The sequence below is a fragment of the Kribbella sp. NPDC051952 genome (assembly GCF_040680855.1).
Classification (GTDB): domain Bacteria; phylum Actinomycetota; class Actinomycetes; order Propionibacteriales; family Kribbellaceae; genus Kribbella.
This window is the reverse complement of the sequence record NZ_JBFAXQ010000023.1, coordinates 98,819-114,851: the sequence shown is the minus strand read 5'-3', so window position 1 is coordinate 114,851 and position 16,033 is coordinate 98,819. Positions and strand designations below refer to the sequence as shown.

The following is a 16,033-nucleotide window of genomic DNA, read 5'->3' as shown; positions in this document are numbered from 1 at the left end:
CCGAGTACTTCTCCGGCAGCTCACCGGCGTACGCGTCGTCGCTGGCCCGTGGCTGGTCGATGCCGCCGATGCCGTTACCAGAGCCGTTGCCAGAGTTGTCGCCAGAGTCGTCGCCGGAGTCGGTGGCGGTCGGCTCGGAGGGCTGACGCCGGCGCCGGATCACGGTGCACGCCATCCCACCGATCACCAGGGTCGCTGCGATCGCCTGCTGAACCCCGACCGTCTCGCCGCGCAGCAACCAGGCCGCGCCCATCCCCACCACCGGGACCAACAGGGAGAACGGCGCGACCGTGCTGGCGTCGTACTGGCGCAGCAGGTAGCCCCAGGCGCCGAAGCCGAACAGCGTGGCGGCGAAGGCAAGGTAGGCGATCGCACCGACCCCGGTGAGCTGGATCCCGCGCAGTGCGTCCAGATCCGCACGCGGTCCTTCCGTCAGCAAGGACAGGAGCGTCAGCGGTACGACGGCCACCGCGCTGACCCAGATCATGAACCGCAGGGTGTCCTGCGGCTTGGCGTACCGCGTGATCGTGTTCGAGACGCCCCAGAACGCGCCGGCCGCGATCACCAGCGCGAGCGCACCGATCGGGGCGGACAAGCCGTGGTCCAGCATGATCAGGACCATGCCGGCACAGGCGATCACGATGCCGGCCAACTGTGTCCAGCGCGGGCGTTCACGCAGTACGACGACCGCGAACAGGACCGTGAAGATCACCTGGCACTGCAGCACCAGGGACGCGAGACCGGCCGGGACGCCGTTGTTCATCGCGATGAACAACAGACCGAACTTCGTCACGCCGAGTGCGAGGCCGACGCCGATCACGTAGCGCCAGGCGACCCGCGGTTTGCCGAGCAGGAAGATCGCGGGGACGGCCGCGAAGAAGAACCGCAACGCGGAGAACAGCAACGGCGGGAAGTCCTCGAGGCCGACCTCGATCACGACGAAGTTCACGCCCCAGACGACAACGACGGCGAGCGCGAGCAGCAGGTCACGGGGTTTCATACGATCCAGTCTGGGTCGGCCTACACTTAAGGACCAGCACCGGTTACTACCGCCTTCGATGTAGGAGTGCTTCATGATCGATCTCGGTCGGCTCCGGGCTCTGCATGCGGTCGCGCAGTACGGCTCGGTCAACCGCGCCGCCGAGGTGCTCGGGTACACGCCGTCGGCGGTGTCACAGCAGTTGGCGAAGCTGGAGCGCGAGACGCACACCACGCTGGTCGAGCGTCAGGGTCGCGGGATCGTCCTGACCGACGCCGCGCGGCAGTTGGCGGCGACGGCCTCGCGGATCCTCGAGCTGGTCGAGGACGCCGAGCTGACGCTGGAAGAGCAACGGGGACAGGCGATCGGGACGCTGAACATCGCCGCGTTCCCGACCGCGGCGCGCGGATTGTTGCCGCGGGCACTGGGCCGGTTGATCGACGGCAATCCGGGGCTGGATGTGCGGCTGGTCGAGACCGATCCGTTCGAGGCGGTTGCAGCGGTCAGCCGTGGCGAGATCCACGTGGCGGTCGTGCACGACTGGCAGAACGCGCCACTTGCCCTGCCGGAGGGCTTGTCCCGCGTGAAGCTCGGAGTCGACCCGGCCGACGTACTGGTGCCGGCGACGCATCGCCTGGCCGGCAAGGAGTTCGTCCGCGCGGAGGACCTGGTCGGGGAGCGCTGGATCTGCCAGCCGGCCGGATCGATCTGCCACGAGTGGCTGATCCGGACCATGCGCCGGGCCGGTGTCGAGCCGAACGTCGCCTACTCGGTCGCGGAGTACCAGACCCAGCTCGCCATGCTGGCCAACGGGATCGGCGTCGGCCTGCTCCCCCGGCTCGGCCGGGGCACGATCCCCGACGGCGTGGTCGTCGTACCCCTGCAGCCCGCACCCAGCCGTCGCCTGTACGCCGTCTGGCGCACCACCACGTCCCGCCGGCCGGCGATCTCGGTGACCCTGCAAACGTTGAAGGCCGCCTGGCCGGAGCGCGCTACCGCCTGATCAGCTGACGCGGTCGCCGACGAGGGCCTGGAGTTTGGTTTCGGTGTCCCCGTCGGCGGCGGTGTAGACCGTCGCCCGGAGCTGGCCGAGCTGGGACAACCACATGTTGACCGGCTCGATCCGCAGGACGCCGGCCTTCGCGTTCTCCAGCACCTTGATCCGGTTGCTCGGCGCGCCCACGTCGTACCGCTCCCACAACTCCGCGAAGTGGGTCGACCCGGCGAGCAGCCGTGCGACCAGGTCCTGCCAGGCCGGTTCGCCCAAGTGGTCGGCCATCGCCGCCCGGAAGCCCGCGACCATGTGCATCCGCATCGACTCCGACTCGATGAAGCTGCACCGCCACTCCCGCGACACGAACGTCACCCAGAGCATGTTCCGTTCCTCGACCGGGATCTCGCGCAGGTCCAGCACCACCTGGCAGTACGCCTGGTTGAACGCGAGGATGTCGTAGCGCGCGTTCAGCACCACAGCCGGGTACGGCGAGACCGCGTCGAGCGTCCGCTGGACCGAGTCGGGGATCACCGTGCACTCGGCCCGGGAAGGCCCGAACTGGACGCCGGCCAGGGTGAAGAGGTGGGTGCGCTCCTGCCGGTCGAGTCGCAGCGTGTTGGCGACCGATTCGAGCACCTGGACCGACACGTTGATGTCGCGCCCCTGCTCGAGCCAGGTGTACCAGGTGACGCCCACCCCGGCGAGCAACGCGACCTCCTCCCGCCGCAACCCCGGCGTACGTCGCCGCCCACCCGGCGCGAACCCCACCTCGTCCGGCTGGATCCGCTCCCGCCGACTCCGCAAGAACACCCCGAGCTCCCGCCGGGAAGCGGTGCGCGGAGGACTGTCGGTGGCGGCTGGGAGAGTGGTCATGGTTCCATCATGGGGTGTGTCCGAGCCTGGTTCCAGGTGGTGTGAATACCAGGATAACCAGGCTCTCACTACCTGGCTGCGATCGCGCGCAGGCTGGTGGGCATGACAGACCAGCTCCAAACCGCCACCACCCCGGTTGCCGTCCGGCCGCGTGCCGCGGCGTCGCCGCTGGGGCCGGTCGCGCTGACCACCCTGCTCTTCGGCGCGTTCCTGCCGATGCTCTCCTTCTTCATCATCAACGTCGCACTCCCGGCGATCGGCTCCGATCTGCGCGCCAGCTCCGGCGAGCTCCAGCTCGTGGTCGGCAGCTACGGCATCGCCAACGCGACCCTGCTCGTGGTCGGCGGTCGCCTCGGCGACGGCTTCGGCCGCAAACGCCTGTTCCTGATCGGACTGACCGGCTTCACCGTGATGTCGCTGATCTGCGCGATCGCCCCCACCATCGGCGTACTCCTCGCCGCCCGCGTCGCCCAGGGTGCCGCGGCCGCCGCCATGACTCCGCAGGTCCTGGCGTCGATCTCCAGCCTGCTCACCGGCGAACACCGCGCCCGCGCGATGGCCATGTTCGGTGTCGCCGGCGGCGCCGCGGCCGCCCTCGGCCAGATCCTCGGCGGCATCCTGGTCGAGGCCAACGTCTTCGACCTCGGCTGGCGATCGGTCTTCCTCGTCAACGTCCCGGTCGGCATCCTGGCCATCGCAGCCGCGGTCAGACTGCTCCCAGACACCAGGGCTGACAAGGCACAGCGCGTGGACCTCGTAGGTGCCGCACTGCTCGCGATAACGCTAGTACTGCTGCTCCTGCCACTCACCGAAGGACGTCCGCTCGGCTGGCCGCTCTGGACCTGGCTCTGCCTGGCCGCCACGATCCCGGCCGTAGCCATCCTCGGTCTTCACCAGCACCGCGCCGAGCGTTCCAACCAGGCCCCGCTGATCCCACCGACTGTCCTGCGGCTCAAGGCGATGCGCATCGGCCTCCTGCTCGCAGTGGCGTTCTTCACCACGTTCGGCGGCTTCATGTTCGTGTTCGCCCTCGCCACCCAGGGCGAGGCGCACATGTCCCCACTGGAAGGCGGTCTGAGCCTGCTCCCGATGGCAGTCGGCTTCCTGATCACCTCGATCTACGGCCCACGCCTGCAGGTCCGGTACGGCGCCGGCCTGATCCTGCGCGGGTGGATCATCCAGGCCGTCGGGTACGCCGTACTCGCGGTCGTCGCGCTCACCCTCTGGCCGGACGTGGACCCGTGGAAACTCGCCGTACCGATGCTGATCGCCGGCTTCGGCTCCGGCCTGGTCATGGTCCCGCTGATCGGCGTCGTACTCAGTCAGGTCCCGCCGTCGCAGGCAGGCCTCGGTAGCGGCATCCTGCTCACCAGCCAGCAGACCTGTCTCGCTCTCGGTGCAGCCACCGTCGGTACGGCGTACCTGGCACTGGCGGGCACCTCGTGGGGTCAGGGCAAGGCGCTCGCCGCGGTAGCGATCGCCATCACCGCGATCTCACTACTGATGACGCCGGTCACGCACCAGCTGCGGTCCAGTGGGAAGGGCGCGTAACCGCGTCCGGAAGTTTGGTGGAGAGGTCGCCGCGCGCGGCGTTGACCTGAGCCTGGGTGAGGAACAACGCACCCGTCAGGTCGGCGCCGCGCAGGTCTGCGTCCCGGAGGTCCGCGCCGATCAGATCGGCCTGCCGCAGATCGGCGTCGCGAAGGTCGGCGGCGATCAGGTAGGCACCACGGAGGTTGGCTTTCTGGAGGTCGGCGCCGCGGAGGCGAGCTCCGATCAGGTCCGCGCCGCGGCGGTCCTTCTTCTTGCTCTGCTTGCCACGGACGAGCTGGCTGGTCTTCAGCAACAGCTCGTTGACCACGGCGCGTTCCGCGATCACGTCGACCGTGGTCAGGTCCGCCGTACGACTCACGCTCTCGACGCGGTCGATCACCGCGAGCAGCTCAGGCTCGAAAGCCTTGTATTCAAGGGCTTCGGTCAAATACCAGAGCAGCTCGTGCAGCTGGCGCAGGATCGGTAGCGCGGCGAACATCTCGGCGCCCGGCTGCTCCCGCCAACTCGTGCCGGCCCGGCGGGAGATCTCCTGGCCGGCGCCGAAGCAGTCGTAGACCGTGCAGCCCTGGAAGCCCTTGCTGCGCAGGTCCCGATGGATGGTGCAGCGGAAGTCCTCGCTGAGATTGGGGCAGGCCTCACCGGCGGACTTGTCGATCGCGAAGTCCGCCGACCTGGTGAACGTCAGGGCGACGCAGCAGAGGCCGAAGCAACTGCCGCAGTCGGCCCGGAGGTCAGTTCTGTTCGGCAACCGTGTGGCCGGTGCGGCGCCAGCGGATGCCGGCCTCGATGAACTCGTCGATCTCGCCGTCAAAGACGCCCGAGGTGTTGCCGGACTCGTACTGCGTCCGCAGGTCCTTCACCATCTGGTACGGGTGCAGCACGTAGGACCGCATCTGGTCGCCCCACGAGCCCTGCACGTCACCGCGCAGCGCGTCGATCTGGGCCCGCTCCTCGGCCTTCTTCAGCGCGAGCAGCTTGGCCTTCAGGATGACCATCGCGGAAGCCTTGTTCTGCAGCTGGGACTTCTCGTTCTGGCAGGAGACCACGGTGCCGGTCGGGATGTGCGTGATCCGGACCGCGGAGTCGGTCGTGTTGACGCTCTGACCACCCGGACCGGACGAGCGGTACACGTCGATCCGCAGTTCCTCTTCGGGTACGTCGATCTCGTCGGTCTGCTCGAGCACCGGGACCACCTCGACCGCGGCGAACGAGGTCTGCCGGCGGCCCTGGTTGTCGAACGGCGAGATCCGGACCAGCCGGTGCGTGCCCGACTCCACACTCAGCGTGCCGTACGCGTACGGCGCCTTGACCCCGAAGGTGGTCGACTTGAGTCCGGCCTCTTCGGCGTACGACGTGTCGTAGACCTCGGTCGGGTAGCCGTGCCGCTCGGCCCAGCGCAGGTACATCCGCTGCAGCATCTCCGCGAAGTCGGCCGCATCCACGCCGCCCGCGCCGGACCGGATCGTCACCAGCGCCTCGCGTTCGTCGTACTCACCGGACAGCAGCGTGCGGACCTCGAGGGACTGGATCGCCTTGGCCAGCGAGCCGATCTCCTTCTCCGAGTCGGCCATGCTGGCCGCGTCGTTCTCCTCGCGACCGAGCTCGACCATGACGCCGAGGTCGTCGAGGCGGCTCCGCAGTGCGGTCACGCGCTCCACATCGGCTTGCAGGCTGGACAGCCGCGAGGTCACCTTCTGCGCGTTCGCCTGGTCGTCCCACAGGTCCGGCGCGGCGACGGCCTCACCGAGCTCGGCGATCTCCTTGCGCAGCGCGTCGAGATCAAGCACCTTCTCGATCGAGGTCAACGTCACGTCGAGTTGCTTGATCTCCGCGTCAAAATCCAGTCCAGCCACAACCAAGCAGCCTACCCGCTAGCCGGTAGTAGCCGTTAAGCCATTCCTGAGTACGTCGAACACCCCGGCGACCGATTTCTCCAGATCCTGCTGCGCTGCGGCGACCTGGTCCGCGCTCGCGTCGTCGGGAAGTACGCGCATCAACTCCTCCTCGAGCACCTTCTGCGCGGCCGCGTACTGCGCTGCGATCAGCCGGTTCATCAGGTGCTGCTCAGTGCGCTCGTCGAGGGCGTCGGTCAGCAGAGTCTCCATCTCGGCCGCGTTCAGCCGCCGACGGGCTTGCAGGGCAGGGCTGCTGTCGATCGTGTGGACGAACTGCTTCCAGGTCTCCAGATGCCCGACCTCCATCCGCTCCCGGATCTCGGCCAGGTAGTGGGCTTCCAGCACATCCACCGGATCCGCATCCGCCGGCGCCTCCTGGATCGCCCGCGCCGGACCGAGCCACCACCCGTGCTCGTCGAAGAACAGATCTTCCTTGGCCGGGAAGTGGTTGAACACCGTCTGTACGGCGACATCCGCCGCCCGCGCCACCTCGGCCACGGTCACCGCGTCGAACCCGCGCTCGAGGAACAGGCCGGTCGCGACATCTGAGATGGCCTGCCGCGTCTGCTGCTTCTTCCGCTCGCGCCGCCCGCTCTCCATTCGGCCTTCCATTCGACAGAGCCTAGGGCATGATGCTTTACTTCATCCAATCTTGTAGTCACTACATTTTTGGAGCACATCCAATGACAATTCTCGTCACCGGCGGCCGCGGCACGATCGCCCGCGCCATCACTGCCGGTCTGACCGCCGCCGGCCAGGATGTCCGAGTCGCCTCCCGTGAGGCTTCCGCCGTACCCGGATCCATCACGTACGACCCTGTGGATCCGTCGCCCGCTCTGGACGGCATCAGCCAGGTCTTCCTGTACTCCGACCCGCACTCGGCACCGGCGTTCGTCCGGGCAGCCGAGGCCGCCGGCGTCAAGCAGGTCGTCCTGCTCTCGTCGCTGTCGTCGCTGGGCGGTCCCGAAGATCCGCACGCGAAGACCGAGCGCGTCATCGGCAGCGGTTCGTACGCGACGACGTACCTGCAGCCCGGCGCCTTCATGAGCAACGCGAAGTTCTGGTCGCACATGGTCCGTGCAACCGGTCAGATCCGGCTGCCGTACCTCGACGCCGAGGAGGCGCCGATCCACGAGCAGGACATCGCCGAGGCCGCCCTCCGCGTCCTCCTCGACGGACCCGGCAACGGCCACGACGGCCGTGGCTACCCAATGACCGGCCCGGAGTCGATGACCCGACGCCATCAGATCGCGCTCATCACGGAGCTCACCGGCGCCACCATCGAGCCGGTCGACCTCACCCCGGACCAAGCCCGTGCGGAGCTGCGGATGCGCGACGAGGGCCAACGAGAAACCCTCCTCGCCTACTGGGCCTCCCGCCTCGGACACCCACAGCCGATCGAGCCCGGCGTCGAACAACTGACGGCCCACCCCGCCCGCAGCTGGTCCACCTGGCTCACCGACCACCCGGGCCTGTTCAGCTAAGGCAAAATCGAGTCGACGTAGCCGCCGTCTACTCGGAGGGCGCCGCCGGTGGTGGCGGAGGCCTGGGTGGAGCTCAGGTAGACGACCAGGTTGCCGATTTCTGGGGGCTCGATCAGGCGCTGGATGAGCGAGTACGGGCGGTGTTCCTTCATGAAGCGGCGTTCGGCCTCGTCCCAGGGAAGGTCCTCGCCGACCAGTTCGTGCGCGAAGTCCTCGACGCCCGGGGTGTGGGTGGGGCCGGCGATCACCGAGTTGACCGTCACGCCAGTACCGGCGGCTGTTTTCGCGTAGCCGCGGGTCACGGCGAGCAGGGCGGTCTTCGTCACGCCGTAGTGCACCATCTCGACCGGCGTCACCACGGCGGAGTCGCTGGCGATGTTCATCACCCGGCCGAAGCCGCGGTCCATCATCCCGGGCAGGTACATCCGGATCAGCCGGACCGCGGACAGCACATTCACCTCGAAATACCGGCGCCACTCGTCGTCGTCGATCTCCAGCACCGGCTTGGCCCCGAAGATGCCGAGGTTGTTGACGAGGATGTCCAGCTCGCCGACCTGATCCCGGAGCGCGTCCGCGCCCTCCGCCGAGGCAAGATCCGCTGCCACCGCGGTGACCTCGGCGTCCGGCACCTCCTTGCGCACCTGGTCCGCGGCCGCGTTGGTCTTGTCCGCCCCGCGTCCGTTCACCACCACCGCGGCGCCCGCCCGCGCCAGCTCGGTGGCGATCGCCAAGCCGATCCCCTGACTGGATCCGGAGACCAACGCCCGTCGCCCGCTCAGCTCGATCTTCATACCCTCATCCTCTCAGCGGATCGGTACGACGGCGGCCGCTTCCGACGCGATGTCACTCGAACCCGGCCAGCCAGGCGGTTCGAACGGCAGATCAACTGTCGACGTGAGGCGGACGGTGACCGTCGTACCGTCGACATCGGCCGACCAGTCCAACCCGTCGAAATTGTTGCTGGCAGCAACTTGGTCAAGGTACTCGGCGGTCAGGCGGCGGGCCTGGTCCGGGTCGAGCTCGGCGTTCCCGTCCGCCGCCGGTTGCGCGTAGATCGCCGCCAGCCCGTTGGCGGCCGCGAGCACCGCGCCGTCCGCGGTCGCGTCCAGCTCCCGGCGGACCAGGAACACCTTCGAGATGTCGGTCACGACCACGATCATCAACAGGATGATCGCGGTGAACCCGATGATCAGGACCGTCATCTGGCCCTGCTCATCCCGGCGCTTCATCAGTGTCCCTTGGCTTCGCGGTAGTCGCCGTACGGCTCGGTGTGCGAAGCACTCACGTGGATCGCCGGCGGTTCGCCGCCGAGCGCATCCGGGATCAGCGGGAGCCGCACCTCGGTGTCGAGCGTGACCGTCACCGTCGAGCCCGGCTCCAGGCAGGCGGCATTGCACGTGATCGTGAGCTGAGCGGGGGTGAGCTCCATCCCCTGGTCCTTCATCACCACCCGTGCAGCCTCGAAAGCCCGCGCCCGCGCATCGTCTTCCGACAATCCGTCCGGCACGATGATGAACGCCCGGCCGGCCGCCCGAGTCGCCGCGGTCGCGCCGTACGAAGCCCGCTGTACGTCGAACACCCCGAGCATCACGTAGACCAACGGAACCATCAGCAGGATCGCCAGCCAGGAGAACTCCACCACCGCACTCCCGCGCTCATCCCGCCGCCGCTTCACTCGCCGGTCTCCTTCACGGCGTGCCCCGCAACGCTGAACTCGATCCCGGGACCCCACAAACCCAGCGGCGGCATGTGCGCCTTGACGACCACCTGCACACCCGGCTGACCGTCGACATCGGTCTCCTCGGCCGACACCGAGTCGATCAACTGGTCCCGCACCACGCCGCTCACCAGCTCACGCGTCCGCGCCTCGCCGTCGGCGGGCCCACGGTCCAGCACCGAGGCGTACTGCGCTCCCTCGGACGCGGCGGCCGTCACCGTGTTCCGCACGTACAGGAACAGGCCGACCTGGAGGATGCCGAGGAACAACGGCACCACCAGCATCGCCACCAGAACGAAGTCGACCACCGCGGCGCCGCGCTCGTCGGGCTGGTCGGGCTGGTCGGGCTGGTCGCGTGAACGCCTCACTTGTTGGAGACGGAGTCCAGAGCCGTTTTCAGCATGCGCTGGAGCTGGTCGCCGGCAACACCCCAGATCAGCACGACCAGGCCGGCCGTCATCACGGTGATGAGCACCCAGCCGGGCACGTCGCCGCGCTCCTTGCGCGCCGGACGCGGCCGCAACAGCAGCGCCAGGAACAGTCTGGTGAGTAGTAGGGACATGAATTCTCCTCAATTCATCCGGCGATCAGCCGGATTCCGACAGCGCCTGGATAGAAGGCGAACGCGATGGTCACGGGCAGGACCAGGAAGACAACGGGGACCATCATGGCTACTTCACGACGGGCGCCGGACTCGATCAGTTCGCGCCGTCCCGCCTCACGAATGTCACCGGCCTGCGCCCGCAGGACGTCGGCCAGCGGGGTGCCGCGTTCCAGCGCCACCGCGAGCCCGTCCGCGAAGCGCGAGAGCGCCAGCAAACCTGTGCGGTCCGCGAGCGCGTCCAGCGCGCGGACCAGTGTCTCCCCCGCCCTGGTCTCACCCAGGACCCGTTTCAGTTCATCGGCCAGGTCACCCCGGCACGACCGCGCCACCCGGTCGAGTGCGGCGGCCGGACCCTCACCGGCCGCGACCGACAACGCCAGCAACTCGGCCACGGTCGGCAGCTCGACCAGGAGCCGGCGCTCGCGACGCCGTACCTGCGAGGTGAGATAGGTGTCGCGGGCAAGCACTCCGAGAACGCCGAGCACCCCGCAGAACACCAGCATGCCGATCGGATTCCCCGTGCCGAAGGTCAGCGCGATCACCGAGCCGACCAAACCGGCGCCGAAGGCAACAGTCCCCCAGAGCAGCTGCTCGATCCGGAACTCCTCGACCGTCCGCTCCATCCCGGCCCGCGCCAGCCGCCGCCGGATCGACGCCGCCCCGCCGAGCACCTGCTCCAACCGCCGCGCCCCCGACCGCAACGACGGCCCGAACAACCGCAGGATCGCGTAGAACGGCGAACTCGAGTCCACCACCCCCACGAACACCTCAGGTCCACCAAGATCACGCAGGTACGGCGAGATCCGCTCGTCGGCGGTCGGCCTCCGCAGGAACGGCAACCGCCGTACGACGACCAGTAGACCGGCACCGAACAGCGCACCGACCAGAGCGCCCATCAGGATCGGACTCATCGCAACACCCGCTCGGGCTCGGGCAAGCGGCCGATCCGCAGCATCAACCGGTACGCGATCACGCAGACGAGGGCACCCGCACCGATGATCACCGCACCCATCGGTGAGTTGTACCGCTGGATCACGTCGCCCTGGAACGACAGCAACGCCAGCACCATCCACGGCGCCGCGACCGCAACGCGGGCACCGTTGACCGACCAGGACTGCCGCGACTCGAGCTCGGACCTCGTACGGGCGTCGTCGCGCAGGAACGTCGACAACGAACGCAGCAACCGACCGAGATCGCCACCGCCGACCTCGCGGGCGATCCGCAACGCCTCGACCACGCGATCGCCGACCGGATCCGCGAGCCGCGCCTTCAGCCGGTCAAGTGATTCCGCGAACCGTCCCGTCGACGCGTAGTCCGCACCGAACCGCCGGAACGGTTCGCGCAACGGCAGCGGCCCGCGCTCACCCACCTGCGCCAGCGCCTCGGACAGCGACAGACCGGCCCGGACCGCCGAGGCGATGTTGTCCACCACATCCGGCCACAGCTCACGAAACTCGGCGAGCCGCTTCCGCGCCCGGCTCCGCACTAGCGCGACCGGCAAACCACCAGCCATCAGGCCGAAGACCACGCCCACCGGCCACGCGCCCGAGACCAGGATCATCAGCAGAAACCCGCCCACTCCGGTGATCACGCACGCGCCGATGAACGCACCCGGCGTGACGCCCTCGATCCCGGCGCCGGCGAGCAACTCGCGGGTCCGGACGATCACTCGCCCGTCGGCGGCCGGCTGCGCATCGCCTGGCGCCACGAACGCAGCGATGATCAGCAGCAACCCGATCCCGAAGAACAACCCCAGCAGCAGGCCCATCAGCCCACCCCGCCTGGCAACTCGGTGAGCAACCCGGCCAGGTTGTACCCGGCCTGCAGGAACCGCTCGGGATGCGGAAGCTGCCCTTCGGCCCGGCGCAACTGGCCGTCCACGGTGCCGAACAGCGTCTCGGTCTCGATCGTCTGCTCCTCGATCCGCCCGCTGACCCCGACGATCTCCCGCACCCGTCGCTGCCCGTCCGGCCCGATCCCCAGATGTACGACGAGATCCACACACCCGGCCACAGTCGGCAGCACGAACCGGCTGCCGATGTTCTCGCCCGCCAGCAAGGGCAGCGTGCACATCTTCGTCAACGCCTCGCGCGCCGAGTTCGCATGGATCGTGCACATGCCGGGCAGGCCGCTGTTCAACGCCAGCAACAGGTCCAGGCACTCCTCGCCGCGCACCTCGCCGACGATCAATCGCGACGGCCGCATCCGCAGCGACTCCTTGACCAGGTCGCGCAGGCGCACCTCGCCGGTCCCCTCGAGACCGGCCTGCCTGGTCTGCATCGAAACCCAGTCCGGGATGGGCAGCTTGATCTCGAAGACTTCCTCGCAGCTGATCACCCGTTCGCTGCCGGGGATCGAGCCCGCAAGGGCGTTCAGCATCGTGGTCTTGCCCGCCTGCGTGCCGCCGGAGACGAGGACGTTCAGCCCGCACGCGACCGAGGCCTCCAGCACCGCGCCGGCGTGCGGTGTCAGCGAGCCGAGGGCGACCAGATCCGTCAACCTGGTCGCGCGGACCGTGAACTTCCGGATGTTGATGGCTGCAAAGCGTTGGGTGATGCCGCCTAGCACGATGTGCACCCGGCTCCCGTCCGGCAGCCGCGCGTCCGTGAACGGCTGGGACACATCGATCCGGCGGCCGGTCGTCTTCAGCATCCGCTCGACCAGGTCGCTGACCTCCTCCTCGGTCAGCACGGTCGTGGTCAGCTCATGGCGGCCCTCCCGGGCGATGAACACCCGGCTCGGCTCATTGATCCAGATCTCTTCGACGGTCGGATCGTCCAAGTAGCGCTGGAGCGGGCCGAAGCCGGCGACCCGGTCGTGCACCTCCCGGCTGACCGCGTCCAGGTCGGCGATCGGCGGGACCACACCGGTCAGACTGCGTTCGTCGTACTCGCGGACGACGGTCGCGACGATCGCGTTCACCGCCGCCGGGTCACGGAGGGGATCGATGCCCTCCCGGCGTACGACGTCGCGCACTTGCGCATCGATCAGCTCGACAGCACCGTCCCGGCCCGACCGGCGCGCGGCGAGTCTGTCGGCAGTCATCGGTCTCCCCGTGTGTGTCCCAGGCGGCGATCAGGCGGTCACCGTGAGCAACCATCCTTTCAACTCCGGGGCACCTCGCGCCACTGGCACCGGGAACCCTGTGGATAACCGTGTCATGCGAGGGGCTCACCGAGTGTGTTCGGGGGCTCACCCGGGAGTTGCAGGTTTCTGCCATCCGGGGTGTAACGCGGCGGGCGACTCGAAGCGTCGAAGGGGGTGAGGCGTCGGTGTGTGGCGCGACCGAGATGGGGCGGATGGCTTGCAACGGACCACAGAAGACTTCGAGGAGTTCGCCAGGGCGCGCACTCCACAGCTGTACCGATCGGCCTGGCTGCTGGCGGGCGAGCACCATCGGGCCGAAGACCTCGTGCAGGACACGCTGGCGAAGCTGTACCGCGCCTGGCGCCGGGTCCAGCACGTCGACAACCTGGCGGCGTACGCGCAGACCGTGCTGGTCCGCACCTACGTCTCCCAGCGGCGGCGGCGCAGCTCGTCCGAGCAGCCGGTAGCCGACCTGCCGGAGCGGGTGGAGCGGCCCGGTGACCTCGAGCTCCGGCTGGCTCTCCAGCAGGCGATGGCCGAGCTGTCCGCGCTGGATCGCGCGGTGCTGGTGCTGCGGTTCTTCGAAGATCGCAGCGTCGAGCAGGTCGCGAGCGATCTCGGCAAAAACACCGGGGCGATCAGGACCAGGACGTGGCGGGCGCTCGAGCGTCTCCGTGCCGTCCTCGGCGACGACGCCGTCCAGCTGATCACCCTCTGACCCGAAGGAATCCGATGAACGACATCAACGACACCCTGCCCGGCCTGATGCGCCGGGCGACCGAGAACCTGGAGCCCGCGTCGACCGACCTGGTCGAGCGCGGTATCCGCCGCGGAGCCGCCCAGCGCCGGCACCGGACGATCCTGCAGGCCGCTGCCGGCGTCACCGCCGTCGTGGCCACCGCCGCCGTGGTGGTCACCGGCACACAGGTGTTCGGCGGCCAGGCGCAGAAGTCACCCGCGGCCGGTCCTCCGACCGCCGCCGCAACGACGGCCACCTCGACCGCCAGGTCGCCGGCCGCGAAACCGGTCACCAAGGCCGAGACCTTGCAGACGCTCGTCAGGCTGCTGCCGGCCCGCCTGAAGGTGAAGTCGTCGCAGACGTGGGGCGAGGCCGGCTTCAACGGCGCCTCGGTGGTCGTCGACGACGGTCAGGGCGCCGCGCTGATCTCGGTGGCGCTGTCGGCACCCGGCATGGACGGAACCTGCTACAACCCGTCGCCAGGCAGCTGCGTGGCTCGCCCGGAGGGCTCCAAACTCACCGTCGAAGAAAACAGCCCCACGTACGACAAGGACAACAACCCGGGCGGTGTACTGCGCAACTGGGTCAACGTCATCCGCAAGGGCGGCGGGGGAATCAGCCTGCTCAGCTTCAACGCCGTCCAGGAGAAGCAGACCGAGCACACCCGGAAGCTGCCCGTGCTGACGGTGGCCGAGCAGACCGTGATCGCGGACAGCGACCAGTGGCGGTTCCCGCCGGCGCAGCCGCGGCCGACCGGCGGTCCCAGCAAGCCCGAGCCGAAGGACCCGGGGGCCGGCAAGGCTGCTGTCCCGGTGCAGCAGACACTGCAGACGCTCAAGTCCGTGCTCCCGAAGGGATCGCAGCTCACCAAGCCCGAGACGTGGGGCGGCGGAACGAACGGCTACAACGGCGCCGCGTACGTGACCAACGACGGCCACGGCGCGTCCCGCATCGAGGTTCTGGTCCGGTACGCCGAACCGCTGAAGAAGTGCACGGCTGAGCGCGGCACCACCTTCTGCAAGGTGCGGAAGGACGGTTCGGTCGTCGGCTGGTCCAAGGACGAGGTGGAGTACGCCGATGCCCGCCAGGACAAGTACGGCGTCCTGCACAACAGCGTCACGATCAGCTACCCGGACGGTCGCACCATCGATCTCACGAGCTACAACGGCCCGCAGCAGAAGGGTGTCAAGCACACCCGGGCAAAGGCGCCGTACAGCACCGACCAGCTGATCGAGATGGCCGGCAACGCGGGCTGGAAGTTCCCCGGCTCCGGCAAGTAGCAGTCTCGCCCTCGTGCACCGCGATCCTCTGAGGGGTGGATCAGCGGTGCACGAGGGTGTGCTCGAACGAGTAGCGGCTGGCGCGGTACAGATGGGAGCCGTATTCGACCGGCTGCCCGTGGTCGTCGTACGTGATCCGGGTCGTTGCCAGCAGTGGGGAGCCCGGCTCCTCGGAGAGCATGCGCGCCTGCTCGGGCGAGGCGGGGATCGCGGAGATCGTCTGGTGCGCCACCTTCAGGCGCACGCCCTCTGCCCGGAGCAGTTCGTAGAGACCCCGCTCGGCCAGCGTGGCCGGGTCTGTCTCCAGGAGCTCGGGCGGCAGCCAGTTGCGCATCAGCGCCAGCGGCTCGCCGTCCGCCCGTCTAAGTCGTTCCAGCCGGACCACCCGGTCGCCCTGCTCACACTGCAGCGCGGTAGCGACCTCCGCTGTCGCCGGGGCGACTCCGAACCGCAGTACGTCGGTCTCCGGCTTCCGGTGCGCCGCGGCCAGGTCGTCGTACAGGCTGGTCAGCTCGAGGGAGCGCCGTACCTGGCCGGAGTTGCCCACGACCTGCGTGCCGACGCCACGCTTGCGCACCAGCAGACCCTGGTCGACCAGGCGGGCGATCGCCTGCCGGACGGTGGGCCGGCTGAGCCCGTACGCCTCCGCCAGGTCCACCTCGTTGCTCAGCCGGGATCCCACCGGCAGCTCGCCGCCCTGGATCGCCGCCTCGAGTTGCTGCGCCAACTGCACGTGCAACGGCGTACGGCTGTTCCTGTCGACGCGGACCTGGACGGTGCTCATGGGCACATCCTGAAGCCTCGACCCGATTCCGTCGAGCCACGAC

The 16,033-nt window shown here is 68.8% G+C and carries 19 protein-coding genes; 5 read left to right on the top strand and 14 right to left on the bottom strand.

Going from position 1 to position 16,033, the window contains the following annotated elements:
- On the bottom strand, window positions 1-1,000 hold a 1,000-nt coding region (locus tag AB0L70_RS33045), incomplete at its 3' end, for an EamA family transporter (protein WP_363690713.1).
- Between the two features lie 73 nt (window positions 1,001-1,073).
- Between AB0L70_RS33045 and AB0L70_RS33040 the strand changes: the two genes are divergently transcribed.
- Window positions 1,074-1,982: a LysR family transcriptional regulator gene (locus AB0L70_RS33040; RefSeq protein ID WP_363690712.1), complete on the top strand. Its 909-nt coding sequence runs from the start codon at window positions 1,074-1,076 to the stop codon at window positions 1,980-1,982.
- Here the strand turns inward: AB0L70_RS33040 and AB0L70_RS33035 are convergent, their stop codons facing one another.
- On the bottom strand, window positions 1,983-2,846 hold the full coding sequence (locus AB0L70_RS33035) for a helix-turn-helix transcriptional regulator (RefSeq protein WP_363690711.1): 864 nt from the start codon (window positions 2,844-2,846) through the stop codon (window positions 1,983-1,985).
- Between the two features lie 102 nt (window positions 2,847-2,948).
- Here AB0L70_RS33035 and AB0L70_RS33030 point away from each other — a divergent pair, with 102 nt between their 5' ends.
- Window positions 2,949-4,397, top strand: a complete 1,449-nt coding sequence (locus AB0L70_RS33030) for an MFS transporter (protein ID WP_363690710.1) — start codon at window positions 2,949-2,951, stop codon at window positions 4,395-4,397.
- On the opposite strand, the gene AB0L70_RS33025 is transcribed toward AB0L70_RS33030, so the two are convergent.
- The 3 genes from AB0L70_RS33025 to AB0L70_RS33015 are packed head-to-tail and all read right to left on the bottom strand — an operon-like array spanning window position 4,360 to window position 6,907.
- Window positions 4,360-5,148 (bottom strand): pentapeptide repeat-containing protein, encoded by a 789-nt coding sequence (locus AB0L70_RS33025; RefSeq protein ID WP_363690709.1) that lies wholly within the window; start codon window positions 5,146-5,148, stop codon window positions 4,360-4,362. The two genes, AB0L70_RS33030 and AB0L70_RS33025, sit on opposite strands and share 38 nt — an antisense overlap.
- On the bottom strand, window positions 5,132-6,253 hold the full coding sequence (prfB, locus tag AB0L70_RS33020; protein WP_363690708.1) for a peptide chain release factor 2: 1,122 nt from the start codon (window positions 6,251-6,253) through the stop codon (window positions 5,132-5,134). The genes AB0L70_RS33025 and prfB overlap by 17 nt, the downstream gene beginning before the upstream one ends.
- A gap of 18 nt (window positions 6,254-6,271) precedes the next feature.
- Window positions 6,272-6,907: a TetR/AcrR family transcriptional regulator gene (locus AB0L70_RS33015; RefSeq protein WP_363690707.1), complete on the bottom strand. Its 636-nt coding sequence runs from the start codon at window positions 6,905-6,907 to the stop codon at window positions 6,272-6,274.
- A 71-nt stretch (window positions 6,908-6,978) separates the two neighbouring features.
- Here AB0L70_RS33015 and AB0L70_RS33010 point away from each other — a divergent pair, with 71 nt between their 5' ends.
- Window positions 6,979-7,779: a hypothetical protein gene (locus tag AB0L70_RS33010; protein ID WP_363690706.1), complete on the top strand. Its 801-nt coding sequence runs from the start codon at window positions 6,979-6,981 to the stop codon at window positions 7,777-7,779.
- On the opposite strand, the gene AB0L70_RS33005 is transcribed toward AB0L70_RS33010, so the two are convergent.
- The 8 genes from AB0L70_RS33005 to AB0L70_RS32970 are packed head-to-tail and all read right to left on the bottom strand — an operon-like array spanning window position 7,776 to window position 13,145.
- On the bottom strand, window positions 7,776-8,570 hold the full coding sequence (locus AB0L70_RS33005) for an SDR family oxidoreductase (protein ID WP_363690705.1): 795 nt from the start codon (window positions 8,568-8,570) through the stop codon (window positions 7,776-7,778). The genes AB0L70_RS33010 and AB0L70_RS33005 overlap by 4 nt on opposite strands.
- Window positions 8,571-8,582: 12 nt before the next feature.
- Window positions 8,583-9,008, bottom strand: a complete 426-nt coding sequence (locus AB0L70_RS33000) for a Tad domain-containing protein (protein WP_363690704.1) — start codon at window positions 9,006-9,008, stop codon at window positions 8,583-8,585.
- Entirely contained in the window at window positions 9,008-9,454 is a 447-nt protein-coding gene (locus AB0L70_RS32995; protein ID WP_363690703.1) for a hypothetical protein, read from the bottom strand. Before AB0L70_RS32995 ends, AB0L70_RS33000 begins: the two co-directional genes overlap by 1 nt.
- Complete coding sequence (locus tag AB0L70_RS32990) at window positions 9,451-9,864, bottom strand: TadE family protein (RefSeq protein WP_363690702.1); 414 nt, start codon at window positions 9,862-9,864, stop codon at window positions 9,451-9,453. The genes AB0L70_RS32995 and AB0L70_RS32990 overlap by 4 nt, the downstream gene beginning before the upstream one ends.
- Complete coding sequence (locus tag AB0L70_RS32985; protein WP_363690701.1) at window positions 9,861-10,058, bottom strand: hypothetical protein; 198 nt, start codon at window positions 10,056-10,058, stop codon at window positions 9,861-9,863. The genes AB0L70_RS32990 and AB0L70_RS32985 overlap by 4 nt, the downstream gene beginning before the upstream one ends.
- Window positions 10,059-10,072: 14 nt before the next feature.
- Window positions 10,073-11,011 (bottom strand): type II secretion system F family protein, encoded by a 939-nt coding sequence (locus tag AB0L70_RS32980; protein ID WP_363690700.1) that lies wholly within the window; start codon window positions 11,009-11,011, stop codon window positions 10,073-10,075.
- Entirely contained in the window at window positions 11,008-11,868 is an 861-nt protein-coding gene (locus AB0L70_RS32975) for a type II secretion system F family protein (protein ID WP_363690699.1), read from the bottom strand. Before AB0L70_RS32975 ends, AB0L70_RS32980 begins: the two co-directional genes overlap by 4 nt.
- Window positions 11,868-13,145: an ATPase, T2SS/T4P/T4SS family gene (locus AB0L70_RS32970; RefSeq protein ID WP_363690698.1), complete on the bottom strand. Its 1,278-nt coding sequence runs from the start codon at window positions 13,143-13,145 to the stop codon at window positions 11,868-11,870. The genes AB0L70_RS32975 and AB0L70_RS32970 overlap by 1 nt, the downstream gene beginning before the upstream one ends.
- Before the next feature lie 259 nt (window positions 13,146-13,404).
- Here AB0L70_RS32970 and AB0L70_RS32965 point away from each other — a divergent pair, with 259 nt between their 5' ends.
- Entirely contained in the window at window positions 13,405-13,905 is a 501-nt protein-coding gene (locus AB0L70_RS32965; protein WP_363690697.1) for a SigE family RNA polymerase sigma factor, read from the top strand.
- A gap of 14 nt (window positions 13,906-13,919) precedes the next feature.
- Window positions 13,920-15,206 (top strand): hypothetical protein, encoded by a 1,287-nt coding sequence (locus AB0L70_RS32960; RefSeq protein WP_363690696.1) that lies wholly within the window; start codon window positions 13,920-13,922, stop codon window positions 15,204-15,206.
- A 40-nt stretch (window positions 15,207-15,246) separates the two neighbouring features.
- Here the strand turns inward: AB0L70_RS32960 and AB0L70_RS32955 are convergent, their stop codons facing one another.
- Window positions 15,247-15,990, bottom strand: a complete 744-nt coding sequence (locus AB0L70_RS32955; RefSeq protein WP_363690695.1) for a GntR family transcriptional regulator — start codon at window positions 15,988-15,990, stop codon at window positions 15,247-15,249.
- Between the last annotated feature and the right edge of the window lie 43 nt (window positions 15,991-16,033).

Bases quoted from the DNA above. Each gene is read 5' to 3' on its own strand.
- AB0L70_RS32970 (WP_363690698.1), bottom strand. From the start codon at position 13,145: ATGACTGCCGACAGACTCGCCGCGCGCCGGTCGGGCCGGGACGGTGCT.
- AB0L70_RS33040 (WP_363690712.1), top strand. From the start codon at position 1,074: ATGATCGATCTCGGTCGGCTCCGGGCTCTGCATGCGGTCGCGCAGTAC.
- AB0L70_RS33010 (WP_363690706.1), top strand. From the start codon at position 6,979: ATGACAATTCTCGTCACCGGCGGCCGCGGCACGATCGCCCGCGCCATC.
- AB0L70_RS33000 (WP_363690704.1), bottom strand. From the start codon at position 9,008: ATGAAGCGCCGGGATGAGCAGGGCCAGATGACGGTCCTGATCATCGGG.
- AB0L70_RS32975 (WP_363690699.1), bottom strand. From the start codon at position 11,868: ATGGGCCTGCTGCTGGGGTTGTTCTTCGGGATCGGGTTGCTGCTGATC.
- AB0L70_RS32955 (WP_363690695.1), bottom strand. From the start codon at position 15,990: ATGAGCACCGTCCAGGTCCGCGTCGACAGGAACAGCCGTACGCCGTTG.
- AB0L70_RS33005 (WP_363690705.1), bottom strand. From the start codon at position 8,570: ATGAAGATCGAGCTGAGCGGGCGACGGGCGTTGGTCTCCGGATCCAGT.
- AB0L70_RS33035 (WP_363690711.1), bottom strand. From the start codon at position 2,846: ATGACCACTCTCCCAGCCGCCACCGACAGTCCTCCGCGCACCGCTTCC.
- AB0L70_RS33030 (WP_363690710.1), top strand. From the start codon at position 2,949: ATGACAGACCAGCTCCAAACCGCCACCACCCCGGTTGCCGTCCGGCCG.
- AB0L70_RS33015 (WP_363690707.1), bottom strand. From the start codon at position 6,907: ATGGAAGGCCGAATGGAGAGCGGGCGGCGCGAGCGGAAGAAGCAGCAG.
- AB0L70_RS32960 (WP_363690696.1), top strand. From the start codon at position 13,920: ATGAACGACATCAACGACACCCTGCCCGGCCTGATGCGCCGGGCGACC.
- AB0L70_RS32980 (WP_363690700.1), bottom strand. From the start codon at position 11,011: ATGAGTCCGATCCTGATGGGCGCTCTGGTCGGTGCGCTGTTCGGTGCC.
- AB0L70_RS32985 (WP_363690701.1), bottom strand. From the start codon at position 10,058: ATGTCCCTACTACTCACCAGACTGTTCCTGGCGCTGCTGTTGCGGCCG.